Origin of the sequence: Massilia timonae (genome assembly GCF_001866515.1) — a bacterium.
Classification (GTDB): domain Bacteria; phylum Pseudomonadota; class Gammaproteobacteria; order Burkholderiales; family Burkholderiaceae_D; genus Telluria; species Telluria timonae.
Map to the genome: position 1 here is coordinate 550,007 of NZ_JRYB01000001.1, position 14,241 is coordinate 564,247.

Consider the following 14,241-nt stretch of genomic DNA (forward strand, 5'->3'; position numbering starts at 1 on the left):
ATTAGTGGGCGCCCTTGCCAATGGTGGTTGATCCGGTCAGGTGCTGGACCACGCGCTCCATTTTCATGAAGCGCGAGCCCTTCACCAGCACAGTCGCTTTGGTATTGCCGCCCAGTTTTTCATCCAGTGCTGCCAATAATTCGTCGAACTGCTCGTAATGTCGTGCTCCCGACGCGGCCAGGTGGCGCGCCAGCTCGCCCGTCGCGAGCACGGTCTCGATGCCACGCGAAGCTGCGTAGGCGCCGATTTCTTCGTGAAACTCTTTTCCTTGCGCGCCGACTTCGCCCATGTCGCCCACGACCAGGATGCGCGGCGCCGGACAGGCGGCCAGCACGTCGATCGCGGCCCGCATCGAATCGGGGTTCGCGTTATAGGTGTCGTCGATGACGGTCGCGCCGTTGCCGGCCTGCTTGCGCTGCAGGCGGCCGCCGACCGGGGCAAAAGCTTCCAGGCCGCGCACGATGGCCGCCTGGTCGACGCCGGCGCCGAGCGCGCAGGCGACTGCGGCCAGCGCATTGCGCACATTGTGTTCGCCGGCCGCGGCCAGCTTGATGCCGAATTGCGCACCGGGCGCCAGGACGTGCAGCTCGCTGCCGAAATCGCCGGCGACGTGGGTCGCGCGCACGTCGCAGGCCTCCGACAGGCCGAAGGTCAGCGCCTTGCAGCCGGCCAGGCCGCGCCACAGGTCGGTGTAGGTATCGTCGCCCGGGAACACGGCCACGCCGTCCGCTGCCAACGCCTGCAGCACCGAACCGTTCTCGCGCGCCACCGCTTCCACGGTGTGCATGAATTCCTGGTGCTCGCGCTGGGCGTTGTTCACCAGGCCCACGGTCGGCGTCGCGATCGCGCTCAGGCGGCCGATCTCGCCCGGATGGTTCATGCCCAGCTCCACCACCGCGGCGCGGTGCGAAGCGTCGAGACGGAACAGGGTCAGCGGCACGCCGATCTCGTTGTTCAGGTTGCCCTGGGTCGCCAGGCGCGCGTCCTCGCCGACGGCCGCCGCCAGGATGGAGGCGATCATTTCCTTGACCGTCGTCTTGCCGTTGCTGCCGGTGACGCCGATGACCGGGATGTCGAACTGCGCGCGCCAGGCGTGGGCGATGCGCCCCAGCGCCACCAGCGTGTCCGGCACCACGATCGCGGGCAGGGTCCAGCCTTGCGGCAGGCGCGACACGACGACCGCCGCCACGCCCTGCCCCGCGACCTGGTCCAGGAAGTCATGGGCGTCGAAGGTCTCGCCGACCAGCGCGACGAACAGCGCGCCCGCTCCCACCTTGCGGCTGTCGGTCGATACGCCCTCGAAGGACGCATCCGGCCCGACCAGGCGCGCGCCCGGGATGGCGTCGACCAGCTGTTGCAACGATCCGCGCATCAATGCGTCCTCAACATGGTAAGCCGCGCCGTCAATGCCAGCGAAGCGTGGTCCGCATCCGAGAACGGCATCTTGCGACCCTTGATTTCCTGATAGGGCTCATGGCCCTTCCCTGCCAGCAGGATCACGTCCTGCTTGGCGGCCTGCTTTACCGCCAGCAGGATGGCGGCCGCGCGGTCTTCGACCGTCTGCACGCGCGCGGCCTGCGAGGTGTCCATGCCGGCCACGATCTGGGCGATGATGCTCGCCGGCTCTTCGCTGCGCGGATTATCGCTGGTGACCAGCACCTGGTCGGCGCCCTGCGCGATGCGGCCCATCTGCGGGCGCTTGCCCGGATCGCGGTCGCCGCCGCAGCCGAACACGCACCACAGCTGGCCGCCGCGATCGAGCGCCACCTGGCGCAGCGCGTCGAGGGTTTTTTCCAGCGCGTCCGGCGTGTGCGCGTAGTCGATCACGACCATCGGCGCGTCCGACCCGCCCATCTGCTGCATGCGGCCCGGCGCCGGGACCAGGGTCTCGATCGCATCGACCGCGGACTTGAGCGCCACGCCTTTCGCCAGCAGCGCGCCCAGCACCGCCAGCGTATTGCTGACGTTGTAGTTGCCCACCAACTGGGTGCGCACGGTCGCATTGCCTTGCGCGGTCTCCACCTGGAACTCGGTGCCGGCGTTCTTGCTGCGCATGCCGCCGGCGCGCAGCACGGCCACGCCTTCGGGAGCTTGCGCGGCGGCGAGCGTGTAGCCGGTGACGGCCAGCGCAGGGAACTTCGCGCGCAGGTGCGCCACCAGGCGCTGCCCGGCCTGGTCGTCGAGGTTGACCACCGCGTGTTTCAGGCCATCCCATTCGAACAGCTTGACCTTGGCCGCCTCGTAGCTTTCCATGTCGCCGTGGAAGTCGAGATGGTCGCGCGTCAGGTTGGTGAAGATCGCGACGTCGACGTGCATACCGGCGGTGCGCTCCTGCACCAGGCCGATCGACGAGGCTTCGATGGCCAGCGCGCTGGCGCCCGCTTGTTTCAGGTCGGCCAGCGTCGAGGCCAGCAGCACCGCGTCCGGCGTGGTGTAGCCGGTGACGTCGAACTGCGGTTCAGTCGCGGCCTTGCCCTTGATCAGGCCCACGCCCAGCGTGCCGATCACGGCGGCGGCTTCGCCCAGGCGCGCCAGGGTTTGCGCGGTCCACAGCGCGCACGAGGTCTTGCCGTTGGTGCCGGTGACGGTCACGGTGAACATGGCGCGGTCCGGATAGTCCAGCACCGCGTGCGCGATCGGGCCGGCGTTCTTTTTCAGGTCGTTCACGGCAAGATGGGGCAATGCAGTATCGACATTCCAGGCGAAACCGGCGGCCTCGAAGACCACGGCGGCGGCGCCGGCTTCGATAGCGGCTTCGATGTAGCGACGACCGTCGGCGGCCTCGCCCGGATAGGCGAAGAACACGTCGCCGGGCTTGACGCGGCGCGAGTCGGAAACGAGACGGCCGCCTTGGGCGGCGGCGCGAATCCATTCGATGGTGTCGTGCAGGCTCGGGGCCATCACATGCTCTCCTCTAGAGGAACTTCCGGAATGATGATGTCCGTGATCGATGAATCGGGCGGCACGTTGGCGGCCCGCAGCGCATTGGAAAACAGGTCCGCGGCGGTCGGCGCGGCGACGAAGCCGCCGGTGCGGAATGGACCGCTCGGATCGTCGACCATCACCGCGATGATGAAGCGCGGCTTCGACATCGGCCCGATGCCGGCGAAGTAGCCGATATTGTTGGTGCGCGAGTAGCGGCCGTTGACGATCTTCTCGGCGGTGCCGGTCTTGCCGCCGATGCGGTAGCCGGCGACCTGGGCGCGCGAGGCGGTGCCGCCCGGGCCGACCACCGATTCGAGCATGGTGCGCACCTGGGCCGCGGTCTTGGCCGAGATCACCTGCTGGCCCACCGGCTGCTCGTCCACCTTCACGAACGACAGCGGGATGATGTCGCCGTTGCGGGCGAAGATCATGTAGGAGCGCGCCATCTGCAGCAGCGACACCGACAGGCCGTGGCCGAAGGCCATGTTGGCGTACTCCACCGGCTTCCAGGTCTTGTAGGGCCGCACGCGGCCGGCGGCGGCGCCGGGGAAGCCGAAGCGCGGCGCCTGGCCGTAGCCGACCTTGGTGTACAGCTCCCACATCTCCTGCTGCGGGATCATCTGGGCGATCTTGACCACGCCGAGGTTCGACGATTTCTGGATGATGCCGCTGACGGTCTGCACGCCATAGTTGTGGAAGTCGCGGATGCGGCGACCGGTGACCATCATATAGCCCGGATTGTTGTCGAACACGGTGTCGGGCGTGATACGGCCGGTTTCCAGGCCGAGCGCCACGGTGAGCGGCTTGATCGTCGAACCCGGCTCGAAGGTGTCGGTGATGACGCGGTTGCGCAGCTGCTCGCCGGTCAGCTTGGAGCGGTCGTTCGGGTTATAGGTCGGGTAGTTGGCCAGGGCCAGCACTTCGCCCGTTTGCACGTCGAGCACCACGGCGGCGCCGGCCTTGGCCTGGAACTTCTCGACCGCGTTCTTGATGCTGGTGAAGGCGATGTACTGCAGCTTGCTGTCGACCGACAGGGTCAGGTCGCGGCCCTGGTGCGGCTCGCGGAACATGCCCAGGTCTTCGGCGATGTGGCCGAGGCGGTCCTTGATCACGCGGCGGCTGCCCGGCACGCCCATCAGGGTCTTCTGGTGCTGCAGCTCCATCCCTTCCTGGCCCTTGTCCTCGACGTTGGTGAAGCCCACCAGGTGGGTCATCACTTCGCCCTGCGGATAGAAGCGCTTGTATTCCTTGCGCGTGTCGATGCCGTCGATCTTGAGCGCCAGGATCTGGTCGACGATCGGCATCTCGACCTGGCGCTTGAGATAGACGAAGGTGCGGTCGGAGTCGAGCTTCTTGCGCAGCTCGGATTCCGGCATCTCGAGCAGGTTCGCCAGCGCGCGCAGCTTTTCCGGCGGCGCCTGCAGCACGTCTTCGGGAATGCCCCAGATCGCGCGCACCGGCAGCGAGGTGGCCAGCACGGCGCCGTTGCGGTCGAGGATGCGGCCGCGCGTGGCCGGCAGCTCGAGCGTGCGCTCGTAGCGGCTCTTGCCCTGCTTTTGCAGGAACTGGTTCGACACGCCCTGCAGCCAGACCGCGCGCACGGCCAAGGCGGCGAAGGCCGCGAACAGGACGAACAGCACCAGGCGCGAACGCCAGTCGGGCAGGCGCACCGCCAGCACCGGGCTCTTCGAGAAGGCCACGCCCTTCGATGCGGCCACCCGCGCATTGCTGTTCTTCGCGGCGCCACGCATCATGGGGCGCCCTCGGTCAGGTACTGGGTCCGGGCCGGGCTCAATGGCGCCATCTCGAGCTGCGAACGGGCGATCTGCTCGATGCGCTCGTTCTTCGCCAGGCGCGACTGGTCGAGCTGGAGCTGGTCCCAGTCGATGTCGAGCTGGCGCGCGTGCTGCTGCAGGCGCTCGAGCTCGATGAGCAGGTGGCGCGCCTGGTAGCGGGCGTTGACGACCGATAGCGCGCAGCCCACCAGCAAGGCGGTGAGCAAGACGTTCAGCTTGACGCTCATGCAGCCGTCCCCAGGCGTTCGGCCACGCGCAGCACCGCCGAGCGGGCGCGCGGGTTCTCCTGCACCTCGGTGTCGCTCGGCTTGATCTTGTCGATCAGCCGCATCTCGGGCTGCGGCAGGTCGACGGCGCGGATCGGCAGGCGGCGGTCGGGTTGTTCGACCTTGGCCTTGGAGGCGAGGAACTGCTTGACCATGCGGTCTTCCAGCGAGTGGAAGGAAATCACGGACATGCGCGCGCCCGGCGCCAGCATGCCGTAGGCGGCCGTCAGTCCTGCCTCGAGGTCCTCAAGCTCCTTATTGATGAAAATCCGGATAGCCTGAAAGGTCCTGGTTGCCGGGTCCTTGCCTTTTTCGCGGCCCTTGACCGCGCTTGCCACGATTGCGGCAAGCTGTCGTGTGCCTGAAATCGGTTCGACTGCGCGGCGAGCAACAATCGCCTTTGCAATCTGAAAAGCATACCGCTCTTCTCCATAATCGCGTATCACCTTTTCCAATTGAAGTTGCTCCGCGCTCGCTATCCACTCGGCCGCCGACATGCCGCGCGTGGTGTCCATGCGCATGTCGAGCGGGCCATCGTTGCGGAAGCTGAAGCCGCGGCTGGCGTCGTCCACCTGGGGCGACGAGATGCCCAGGTCGAGCAGGATGCCGTCGACCCGGGGGATGCCGCGCGCGGCCAGCGCGTCGTGCATCGTTGCAAAGCTGTCGTGGACGATCGCGAAGCGCGGATCGTCGATGTGTGATGCTGTGGCAATCGCTTGCGGATCCTTGTCGAACGCGATCAGGCGCCCTTGCGGGCCCAGGCGCGACAACAACAGGCGGCTGTGACCGCCCCGTCCGAAAGTGCCATCTATATAGATGCCGTCAGCGCGTGCGCCCGCGAGGTTGAGCGCATCGACCGCTTCGTCAAGCAGCACCGTTCGATGCTGGTACATAGGCACCGTCAAGGAATCCGTCATCGGCGCCTCAGAAAGAGAAATTGGAAAGAACATCGGGCATGCCACCGGCGACGGCCTCGGCCTCGTCCTCGGCCAGCTTGGCGGCATTCCAGATTTCGAAGTGGGTGCCCATGCCGAGCATCATCACTTCCTTCTCGAGCCCGACCGCGGCACGCAGTTCGGGCGAGATCAGCACGCGGCCGGCGCTGTCGAGCTCGACATCGACCGCGTTGCCGAGGAAAATGCGCTGCCACGCGCGGGCCGACATGGGCCAGGCAGCGATCTGTTTACGGTGCTCTTCCCATACCGGGCGCGGGAAAAAGAGGAGGCAACCATGGGGGTGTTTGGTCAAGGTCATGCGGCCCTCGCACTGAAGCGTAAGGGCGTCACGGTGCTTGGCCGGAATCGACATTCGGCCTTTTGCATCGAGATTGATCGCGGACGCGCCCTGGAACACGTATTTACCTAGCTTTGGAGAGTTATTTGCCGATGTTTGTCGGGCGCCGGGAGCCGAAGGAATTACCCCACAACCCTCCCACAAATCGACACTTTTTCACACCGTTTCCCACTTTAGTGGAAGCAATGTTGACGGTCAAGCGAATTCACGATTGACGAAATCGACTTTTTCCAATGAAACCAAGGACTTAGGCGCAGGTGCAGCGCACACAACGCAACAAAATGTCCCGTAAAATTAGGGACTTAGCCGTAGGAGTGAAGGAAAGGCCTGAGTTGTAAAGACGATGTTTACGTTTGAGCAACGTCAAATAGAAGAAAAATATTGACGTGAAGAAACAACTGTTGAGGTCGACCGACTGCTGTATGGGCATCCAGTCATTGGCGAGGATCGCGCTTTTCAGTGCATTCCCACGCGCGGCCCCGGCCGGCGCGGTCCGGTACAGGGCCTGCAACAGCGCTGCGCCGTCGCCGACACTGACCAGCAGCGACTTGCCACCTTAGCAGAAGCGCCGCGCGGATGACCCACGCCTGCGCGCGCCCGGCATGCAGATCCTTACAACTGTGGCGCACTACGCACTATCCACAGTTAACTATTTTGACTTTGGGAAACTAAAAACGTAATATCGGAAAATATGAACACCCCAACCGACCTGCAGCCGGCAGCGACCTACAATGCCGCGGACTATTGCTCGACCAAGGAGGCCGCGGCCACCCTGGGCGTCTCGCACCGCACGGTGCAGCTGTGGGTGGAAAACGGCACGCTGCAGGCCTGGCGCACTGCCGGCGGCCATCGCCGCATCACGGTGGAATCGGTGAACCGCCTGGTCGACGGCCGCCGCATCGCCATCGGCGCCCCGCCGGCGCCGGCCAGCGCGCCGGCGCCGGGCAAGCCGCGCGTGCTGGTGGTCGACGACGATCCCCTGATGCTGCGCCTGTACGAACTCGAGATGGCGGGCTGGGGCCTGGACCTCGAAGTGGTCAAGGCGAACAACGGCTTCGAAGCCCTGATCCGCATCGGCGAGCAGCGCCCCGACCTCCTGGTGAGCGACCTGAACATGCCGGGCATGGACGGCTTCCGCATGATCCGCACCCTGCGCGAAGACAGCGGCACGGCCGGCATGAACATGATCGTCGTCAGCGGCCTGGACCGTGCGACGATCAAGGCCATGGGCCTGCCCGCCGACATCCCGGTGTTTCCCAAGCCGGTGCCGTTCGGCGAACTGCGCGGCGCCGTCGAGAACGGCCTGGTGCGCGCGTAAGCTGCTATGCTGACCCACCGGCGCGGCGCGCGTCCGGCCTGTCAGGGAGCTGTCATGTCCGCATTCCCGTCACTGCAAGCAACCACCCCGCCGCCCTTCGCGGCGCGAACAAGACCATGAGCAGGACGATTCTTGTCGTCGACGACCAGGACGAGCTGCGCCTGCTGATCTCGCTCACCCTGCAATCCCTCGGACGCATCGTCGAAGCCGCCAATGCCGAGCAGGCCCTGGCCCGGCTCGCCGACGAAGGTCCCGACCTGGTCGTGCTCGACATCTGGCTCGGCCCCGGCGCCAGTGGCCTCGACGTGTGCGCCGAGCTGCGGCGCGATCCGCGCCATGCGGCAACCAAGGTCATCCTGTTGTCGGCCTGCGGCCAGCAAAGCGATATCGCGGCCGGCATGGCGGCCGGCGCCGACCTGTATGTTGTCAAGCCGTTCAGTCCACTGGAATTGCTCGACGCGGTGCGCAGCCTGCTCGGCTGAAACGCGTCACGATGTTGATTTAAAGAAACAGAAGTTTCTTTTAGAGACACCTCTCTAATTCTCCCGTCGATTCTGCAAATCCGAACAATTCTATAGCATTGAGACAACGCAATGAGACTCAGGGGCACCCCTGGGTCCGCCCTTCGCTGTCGGGTGCCCCGGCAATCCCGCAAAACCAAAAAACCGCCTGCGGCGACGAACTGACCGATTCCGACAGCACCGCGCGCAAGCCGCCAACAAAGCCGCTATGATGAATTCATCGCTATTTATCCGGTAATGTTCGGCTTTGTTCATCATGTTGCGCGCATCCCGTCTTCTCGCGGCCAGCCTAGCCGCCGTCACCCTGGCCCTGCCGGCCGTGGCGGACGCGCGCATCGCATCGGCCAGCTTCCAAGCGCGCTTCGAGATCGTCGCCACCTGCTCGGTGCGCGTCGCCGGCGCGGTCGACGTCGCCTGCGCCAGCCCGGGCACGCCCTACCTGCTCGACGCCCACGGCGCCCCTTCGCAACGCAGCGCCGACCCCGACGCCCGCCGCGTGACGGTGTACTTCTAAGACGTTTTTCTTATTTGCATATCAGCTTTTGTTCGTAGGCCCCTGGACGGGCGCCGTCGATAATGGCTGAGTGAATCATTCCGCCCCTACTTCCGACACCCACGCAGCTACCGACAATGCCGACCGCCTGGTGCACTGGCTGATCGACAGCGTGCAGCTCGAAGCGACGGTCTTCCACCTCGGCCAGTATTGCGGCCGCTGGCAGGCGTCCACCGCCGGTCGCGGCCTGGGCAGCTTTCACCTGGTGCTGCATGGCGAGTGTTACCTGCATGTCGTGGGCCGCGCGCCGGTGCGCCTGGGCGCGCGCGACGGCGTGTTCCTGCTGCGCGACACGCCGCACTTCCTGAGTCCCGATCCCGACCCGGCCAGCGCCCGTTCCGGCATGCCGATGCAGCAGCTCGGCCAGGCGGCGCCGGACGCCACCGCCCTCGCCTGCGGCTTCCTCCACTTTCGCAGTGCGCTCAGCACGCTGATCGCCGATTCCTTCCCGGACAGCCTGGTGCTGCGCGCCGACGACCCGTCGCTGCAGGCCCTGAACGCACTGTTCGAACTGATCCTGCTGGAGCCGCCGCGCGACCCCGACGCGCCGTCGCCGCTGGTGGCGCGCCTGGCCGAGCTGATGTTCTTCTATGTCATCCGCCACGTAGCTCGCCAGCAAGACATCGCCACCGGCCTGCTGGCCGTGGCCAGCCGGCCCGAGTTCTCGCCCCTGCTCGACCGCATGATGCAGGAGCCCGGCCAGGACTGGTCGACCGAGAACATGGCGCGCGCGGCCCATATGTCGCGTTCGAGCTTCTATAAACACTTCAGCGAGGCCAGCGGCCAGGCGCCGGCGCAGTTCCTGTTGCTGCTGCGCATGAAGATCGCGGCCCAGCGCCTGCACGGCGGCGAGACGGTCGAGCGCACCGCCGGCCACGTCGGCTACAGCTCGTACGCCGCCTTTTCGCGCGCCTTCCACAAGGTGATGGGCGAGCATCCGGGCACCTTCCGGCGCGGCCGGCACATCCACGTCAAGACACCGGACGCCGGGCCGATTCGGACGATCGAGCAGAAAACAAGGACGGCCGTGTCCAAACGTGTTTTTCAATCGCCGCTAAAATAACGGACCCAACGCTTTGATAGAGAGATCCGCCATGTCCCGCCTGACCCTGCATACCCAAGAAACCGCGCCTGAAGGCAGCCGTCCCTTCGTGGACAAGGCCGTCGCCAACAACGGCTTCCTGCCGAACCTGATCGGCGTGCTGGCCAATTCGCCGCAGGCGCTGCAGACCTATATGACGGTGTCCGGCATCAATGCCGAGACCAGCCTCACCCTGCCGGAACGCGAAGTCGTGCAGATCACCGCCGCCCGCATCCACGGCTGCGACTTCTGCATCGCCGGCCACACCGCCATCGCCCTCAAGAAAGCCCAGCTGCCGGTCGAGACCGTCCGCGCCATGCAGCAAGGCCAGGATACCGGCGACGCCAAGCTCGACGCCGTGCGCCGCTTCTCGGAAGCCGTCATCGCCACCCGCGGCGGCGTGAGCGACGACGCCCTGGCCGCCTTCAAGGCCGCCGGCTACAACGACCAGCAGGCGCTGGAAGTCGTGCTGGGCATCAGCCTGGCCACCCTGTGCAACTTCGCCAACACCCTGGCCGGCAGCGCGATCAACCCGCAGCTGCAGCCTTTCGCCAGCGGAGCCATCTGATGTCGGTCGGCGAACAAACGACACGCTCTGCCGTGACTCTGCCCGCGGAGCTGACTGACTGGCTGCAGGCCAACGCCGACCAGCTCGACAGCACGCCCGAGCTGGCGAGCGAAGTCGTGCCGCGCCTGGCCGGCGCCGGCCTGTTCGCCGTGGGCGTACCGCAGGAACTGGGCGGCAGCGGCGGCGCCACGATCGATGCGATCGACGCCATCGCCGCGGTGGCCGAATATTCGGTCACCGCCGCCTTCGTGTTCTGGGGCCAGCGCACCTTCATCGAATACCTGCTGCAAAGCCCGAACGAGGCCATGCGCGCACGCTGGATCGGCCCGCTGATGCGCGGCGAATTCGCCGGCGCGACCGGCCTGTCGAACGCGATGAAATTCCTGTCCGGGATCGAGTCGCTGCAGATCACGGCCACCCCCAACGAACAAGGCTGGCAGCTCGACGGTTCGCTGGCCTGGATCACCAACCTGCGCAAGGAAGGCTTCATCGCCGCCGCCGCCGTCAACTCCGCCGGCGAGCTGCCGCCCGCGGTGGTCGCCTTCGTCAGCGACGGCGCCGGCGTCACGCGCAGCCCCGACCTCGAACTGATGGCCCTGCGCGGCAGCAATACCGCCGCCGTCAAGATCGAGGGCGTGCAGATCGGCGAAGGCGAAGTGCTGCATCCGAATGCGCGCGCCTGGCTGCCGGGCGTGCGTCCGTCCTTCCTGGGCCTGCAGTGCGGCCTGTCGATCGGCCTGGCGCGCGCCAGCCTGCGCGCGGCGCACAGCCTGTCGACCGCCATGCGCGGCCCCCTGCTCGAGCGTATCGTGGCCCAGCAGGTGGCATTGGAAGACCTGGTCACGCAGCTGAAGGATGGCGTGGCCGACGGCCGCTTCAAGACCGCCGCGGCGCCGATGTTCAGGCTGCGCATCGCGCTGGCCGAAAGCGTCCAGCAAGCCGTGATGCTCGAGCTGCAAGCCAGCGGCGGCCGCGCCTACCTGGTCGACCGCGACCGCAGCTTCGCGCGCCGCTGGCGCGAATCGGCCTTCATCCCGATCGTCACCCCGAGCCTGACCCAGCTGCAGGTCGAACTCGCGAAGCACGCCGCGGCATGACGGCGCCCGTGCTCGAACCAGGCGCGACCGCGCTGTCGGCCTCCGGCCTGCGCATCGGCTACGGCGGCAAGACCGTGGTCGACGACATTTCGCTCACCATCGACAGGCGCGAGATCGTGTGCCTGCTGGGCGGCAGCGGCTGCGGCAAATCGACCCTGCTGCGCGGCCTGGCCGGCCTCAGCCCGGCCCAGGCCGGACAGGTCAGCTTTTTGGGCGAACCGCTGCTGGCCCCGCATCCGCGCGCGGCGCTGGTGTTCCAGCAACCCAGCCTGCTGCCCTGGCTGAGCGTCGAAGGCAATGTGGGCTTCGGCCTGGACTTCGCGCGCCAGCCGGCGATCTCCCGCGACGCGCGCAAGCAGCGGGTGGTCGACGCCATCGAGGCGGTCGGCCTGGCGGCGCGCGCGCATGCCTATCCGGCCCAGCTGTCCGGCGGCCAGGCCCAGCGCGTGGCGCTGGCGCGCGCCCTCGCGCGCCAGCCCGAGCTATTGTTCGCCGACGAGCCGTTCTCGGCCCTGGACGCGATCACGCGCGCCGAGATGCAGGCCCTGCTGGTCGACCTGGTGCACCGCTGGCATACCGCCGCCCTGCTGGTGACCCACGATATCGACGAGGCGATCCTGGTCGCCGACCGCATCCTGCTGATGGCCGGCCAGCCCGGACGCATCGTGCGCGAGTGGAAGGTCGACCTGCCGCGGCCGCGCCACGAACACGCCGACGGCGTGGTCGGGCTGCGGCTGGACATCATCAAGGCGCTGCGCGAAGGCGCCTGAACGCCGCGGCGCGAACCACGAACACGAACAACAAGGAAAACCCATGAGCAACCCGATCCACATCTGCGCTTCTTCCGACTGCGATTGCGGCATGACCCGGCGCGACTTCCTGCGCATGTCGGCCCTGACCGGCGCCGCGGCGGCGTCGCCGCTGCTGTTCGCGGGCGACGCGATGGCGCAGAACTTCAAGGGCGACGACCAGCCGGTGAAAATCGGCTACCTGCCGATCACCGACGCCGCCCCGCTGCTGGTGGCGCACGGCCGCAAGCTGTTCGAACAACAAGGCCTGAAGGTCGAGACGCCGCGCCTGTTCCGCAGCTGGGCCCAGATCGTCGAGGCCTTCGTGGCCGGCCAGGTCAATGTGATCCACCTGCTGTCGCCGGCGACCCTGTGGGTGCGCTACGGTTCGAAATTCCCGGCCAAGGTGGTGGCCTGGAACCACATCAACGGCTCCGCCCTGACGGTGCAGAACGAGATCAACTCGGTGGCCGACCTCGGCGGCAAGACGATCGCGATCCCGTTCTGGTACTCGATCCACAACATCCTGCTGCAGAAGATCCTGACCGCGAACAAGCTGAGCGTGGTCACCCGCGCGCGCGGCGCCGCGCTCAAGCCAAATGAAGTCAACCTTATCGTGCTGGCGCCGTCCGAGATGGTCTCGGCGCTGGCGACCAAGTCGATCGCCGGCTACATCGTGGCCGAGCCGTTCAATGCGGTGGCCGAAAATGCGAAGATCGGCAAGGTGCTGCGCTTCTCGGGCGACGTCTGGAAGAACCACGCCTGCTGCGTGACCTTCCTGGCCGAGCGCGACCTGAACGACAAGCCGGAATGGTCGCAGCGCGTGACCAACGCCATCGTCAACGCCCAGCTGTGGTCGCGTTCGAACCAGGTCGAGACGGCCAAGCTGCTGGCCGCCACCGGTCCCAACAAGTACACCCCGCACAACCTGCAGGCGCTGACCAAGGTGCTGGCCACCACCGATTATTCGGACTACGAAAAGCGCCGCATCGTCGCCCACCCGGCCTGGCAGCAGCGCCGCATCGACTTCCAGCCGTTCCCGTTCGCTTCGTACACCGAGGAACTGGTGCGCGCGATTGGCCAGACCAAGGTCGAGGGCGACACCAGCTTCCTGGCCAAGCTCGATCCGAAGTTCGTGGCGAAAGACCTGGTCGACGACCGCTTCGTGCGCAAGTCGATCGCCGCCGTGGGCGGGCCTGCCAAGTTCGGCCTGCCGGCCAACCTGCTGCGCACTGAGACGATCGCGGTTTGATGATGCTGGGACGTTTCTTGTGGCCGGTCGCCGGCTTCGCGATCGCGCTGCTGCTGTGGGCCTGGGGCGCCAAGGGCCTCGAAGAGAGCACACCGATCGCGGCCATGTTCGCCCCGATGGAGACCTTCGAGGCCTTGCGCGCGATGGTGCTGGGCCCCGACATCTGGGTGCACGTGGCCACCAGCCTGAAGCGCGTGGCCGTGGGCCTGGGCTTCGCCATCCTGTTCGGCGTGCCGCTCGGGATCCTGGTCGGCATGTCGAAGGCCTTCAGCCAGGCCAGCACGCCGCTGTTCCAGCTGCTGCGCATGGTCTCGCCGCTGTCGTGGATGCCGCTGGCGGTGATGGTGCTGGGCGTCGGCGACGCGCCAGTCTACTTCCTGCTGGCCTTCGCCGCCGTGTGGCCGCTGATGCTGAGCACCGCCGCCGGCGTGGCCCAGCTCGACCCCAACTGGATGCTGCTGGCGCGCTCGCTGTCGGCCACCAAATGGGAAGTGATCTGGCGCCTGGTGCTGCCGGGGATCACGGCGCAGATCCTGACCGGCGTGCGCCTGGCGATCGGCATCATCTGGATCGTGCTGGTGCCGGCCGAGATGCTGGGCGTGTCCGCCGGCCTGGGTTACTTCATCCTCGATACGCGCGACCGCCTGGCGTATTCGGAACTGACGGCCGCCATCATCCTGATCGGCCTGCTGGGTTACGCGCTCGACTACGCGGCGCGCTTCGTGCACGCGCGCTGGCTGCACTCGGTGCCGTCCGATCCGCTGCGCTGATCGCCTGTCCATC

General features: G+C 66.8%; 15 protein-coding genes. 9 read left to right on the forward strand and 6 right to left on the reverse strand.

Annotation, left to right across the window (positions count from 1 at the left end):
* Position 1 precedes the first annotated feature (1 nt).
* From LO55_RS02395 to mraZ, 6 genes are read right to left on the reverse strand one after another with little or no spacing between them, the layout of a single operon-like run.
* Positions 2–1,372 (reverse strand): UDP-N-acetylmuramoyl-tripeptide--D-alanyl-D-alanine ligase, encoded by a 1,371-nt coding sequence (locus tag LO55_RS02395; protein ID WP_071360299.1) that lies wholly within the window; start codon positions 1,370–1,372, stop codon positions 2–4.
* Positions 1,372–2,901 (reverse strand): UDP-N-acetylmuramoyl-L-alanyl-D-glutamate--2,6-diaminopimelate ligase, encoded by a 1,530-nt coding sequence (locus tag LO55_RS02400; protein ID WP_071360300.1) that lies wholly within the window; start codon positions 2,899–2,901, stop codon positions 1,372–1,374. Before LO55_RS02400 ends, LO55_RS02395 begins: the two co-directional genes overlap by 1 nt.
* Complete coding sequence (locus LO55_RS02405) at positions 2,901–4,679, reverse strand: peptidoglycan D,D-transpeptidase FtsI family protein (protein WP_071360301.1); 1,779 nt, start codon at positions 4,677–4,679, stop codon at positions 2,901–2,903. The genes LO55_RS02400 and LO55_RS02405 overlap by 1 nt, the downstream gene beginning before the upstream one ends.
* Positions 4,676–4,948 carry a cell division protein FtsL gene (ftsL, locus tag LO55_RS02410; RefSeq protein ID WP_005668224.1) on the reverse strand — a complete coding sequence of 91 codons (273 nt, stop codon included), beginning with the start codon at positions 4,946–4,948 and terminating at the stop codon, positions 4,676–4,678. The genes LO55_RS02405 and ftsL overlap by 4 nt, the downstream gene beginning before the upstream one ends.
* Positions 4,945–5,925 (reverse strand): 16S rRNA (cytosine(1402)-N(4))-methyltransferase RsmH, encoded by a 981-nt coding sequence (gene rsmH, locus LO55_RS02415; protein ID WP_169331337.1) that lies wholly within the window; start codon positions 5,923–5,925, stop codon positions 4,945–4,947. Before rsmH ends, ftsL begins: the two co-directional genes overlap by 4 nt.
* Positions 5,912–6,340 carry a division/cell wall cluster transcriptional repressor MraZ gene (mraZ, locus tag LO55_RS02420; protein ID WP_040776953.1) on the reverse strand — a complete coding sequence of 143 codons (429 nt, stop codon included), beginning with the start codon at positions 6,338–6,340 and terminating at the stop codon, positions 5,912–5,914. The genes rsmH and mraZ overlap by 14 nt, the downstream gene beginning before the upstream one ends.
* 631 nt (positions 6,341–6,971) lie before the next feature.
* Between mraZ and LO55_RS02425 the strand changes: the two genes are divergently transcribed.
* From LO55_RS02425 to LO55_RS02465, 9 genes are all read left to right on the forward strand, one after another.
* Complete coding sequence (locus LO55_RS02425) at positions 6,972–7,598, forward strand: response regulator (protein WP_005668219.1); 627 nt, start codon at positions 6,972–6,974, stop codon at positions 7,596–7,598.
* Positions 7,599–7,714: 116 nt separating this feature from the next.
* Entirely contained in the window at positions 7,715–8,080 is a 366-nt protein-coding gene (locus LO55_RS02430) for a response regulator transcription factor (protein ID WP_071360302.1), read from the forward strand.
* A 295-nt stretch (positions 8,081–8,375) separates the two neighbouring features.
* Complete coding sequence (locus LO55_RS02435) at positions 8,376–8,633, forward strand: hypothetical protein (protein WP_143054437.1); 258 nt, start codon at positions 8,376–8,378, stop codon at positions 8,631–8,633.
* Between the two features lie 70 nt (positions 8,634–8,703).
* Entirely contained in the window at positions 8,704–9,735 is a 1,032-nt protein-coding gene (locus tag LO55_RS02440) for an AraC family transcriptional regulator (protein ID WP_071360304.1), read from the forward strand.
* 31 nt (positions 9,736–9,766) lie between these two features.
* Positions 9,767–10,321, forward strand: a complete 555-nt coding sequence (locus LO55_RS02445; protein WP_071360305.1) for a carboxymuconolactone decarboxylase family protein — start codon at positions 9,767–9,769, stop codon at positions 10,319–10,321.
* A complete protein-coding gene (locus LO55_RS02450) occupies positions 10,321–11,418 on the forward strand; it encodes an acyl-CoA dehydrogenase family protein (RefSeq protein ID WP_071360306.1) in 1,098 nt (365 codons plus the stop codon). The genes LO55_RS02445 and LO55_RS02450 overlap by 1 nt, the downstream gene beginning before the upstream one ends.
* Positions 11,415–12,188, forward strand: coding sequence for an ABC transporter ATP-binding protein (locus tag LO55_RS02455; RefSeq protein WP_071360307.1), 774 nt, complete (start codon positions 11,415–11,417; stop codon positions 12,186–12,188). The genes LO55_RS02450 and LO55_RS02455 overlap by 4 nt, the downstream gene beginning before the upstream one ends.
* Positions 12,189–12,231: 43 nt before the next feature.
* Positions 12,232–13,458 (forward strand): ABC transporter substrate-binding protein, encoded by a 1,227-nt coding sequence (locus tag LO55_RS02460; protein WP_071360308.1) that lies wholly within the window; start codon positions 12,232–12,234, stop codon positions 13,456–13,458.
* A gap of 2 nt (positions 13,459–13,460) precedes the next feature.
* Positions 13,461–14,228 carry an ABC transporter permease gene (locus LO55_RS02465; protein WP_005668205.1) on the forward strand — a complete coding sequence of 256 codons (768 nt, stop codon included), beginning with the start codon at positions 13,461–13,463 and terminating at the stop codon, positions 14,226–14,228.
* Positions 14,229–14,241 lie beyond the last annotated feature (13 nt).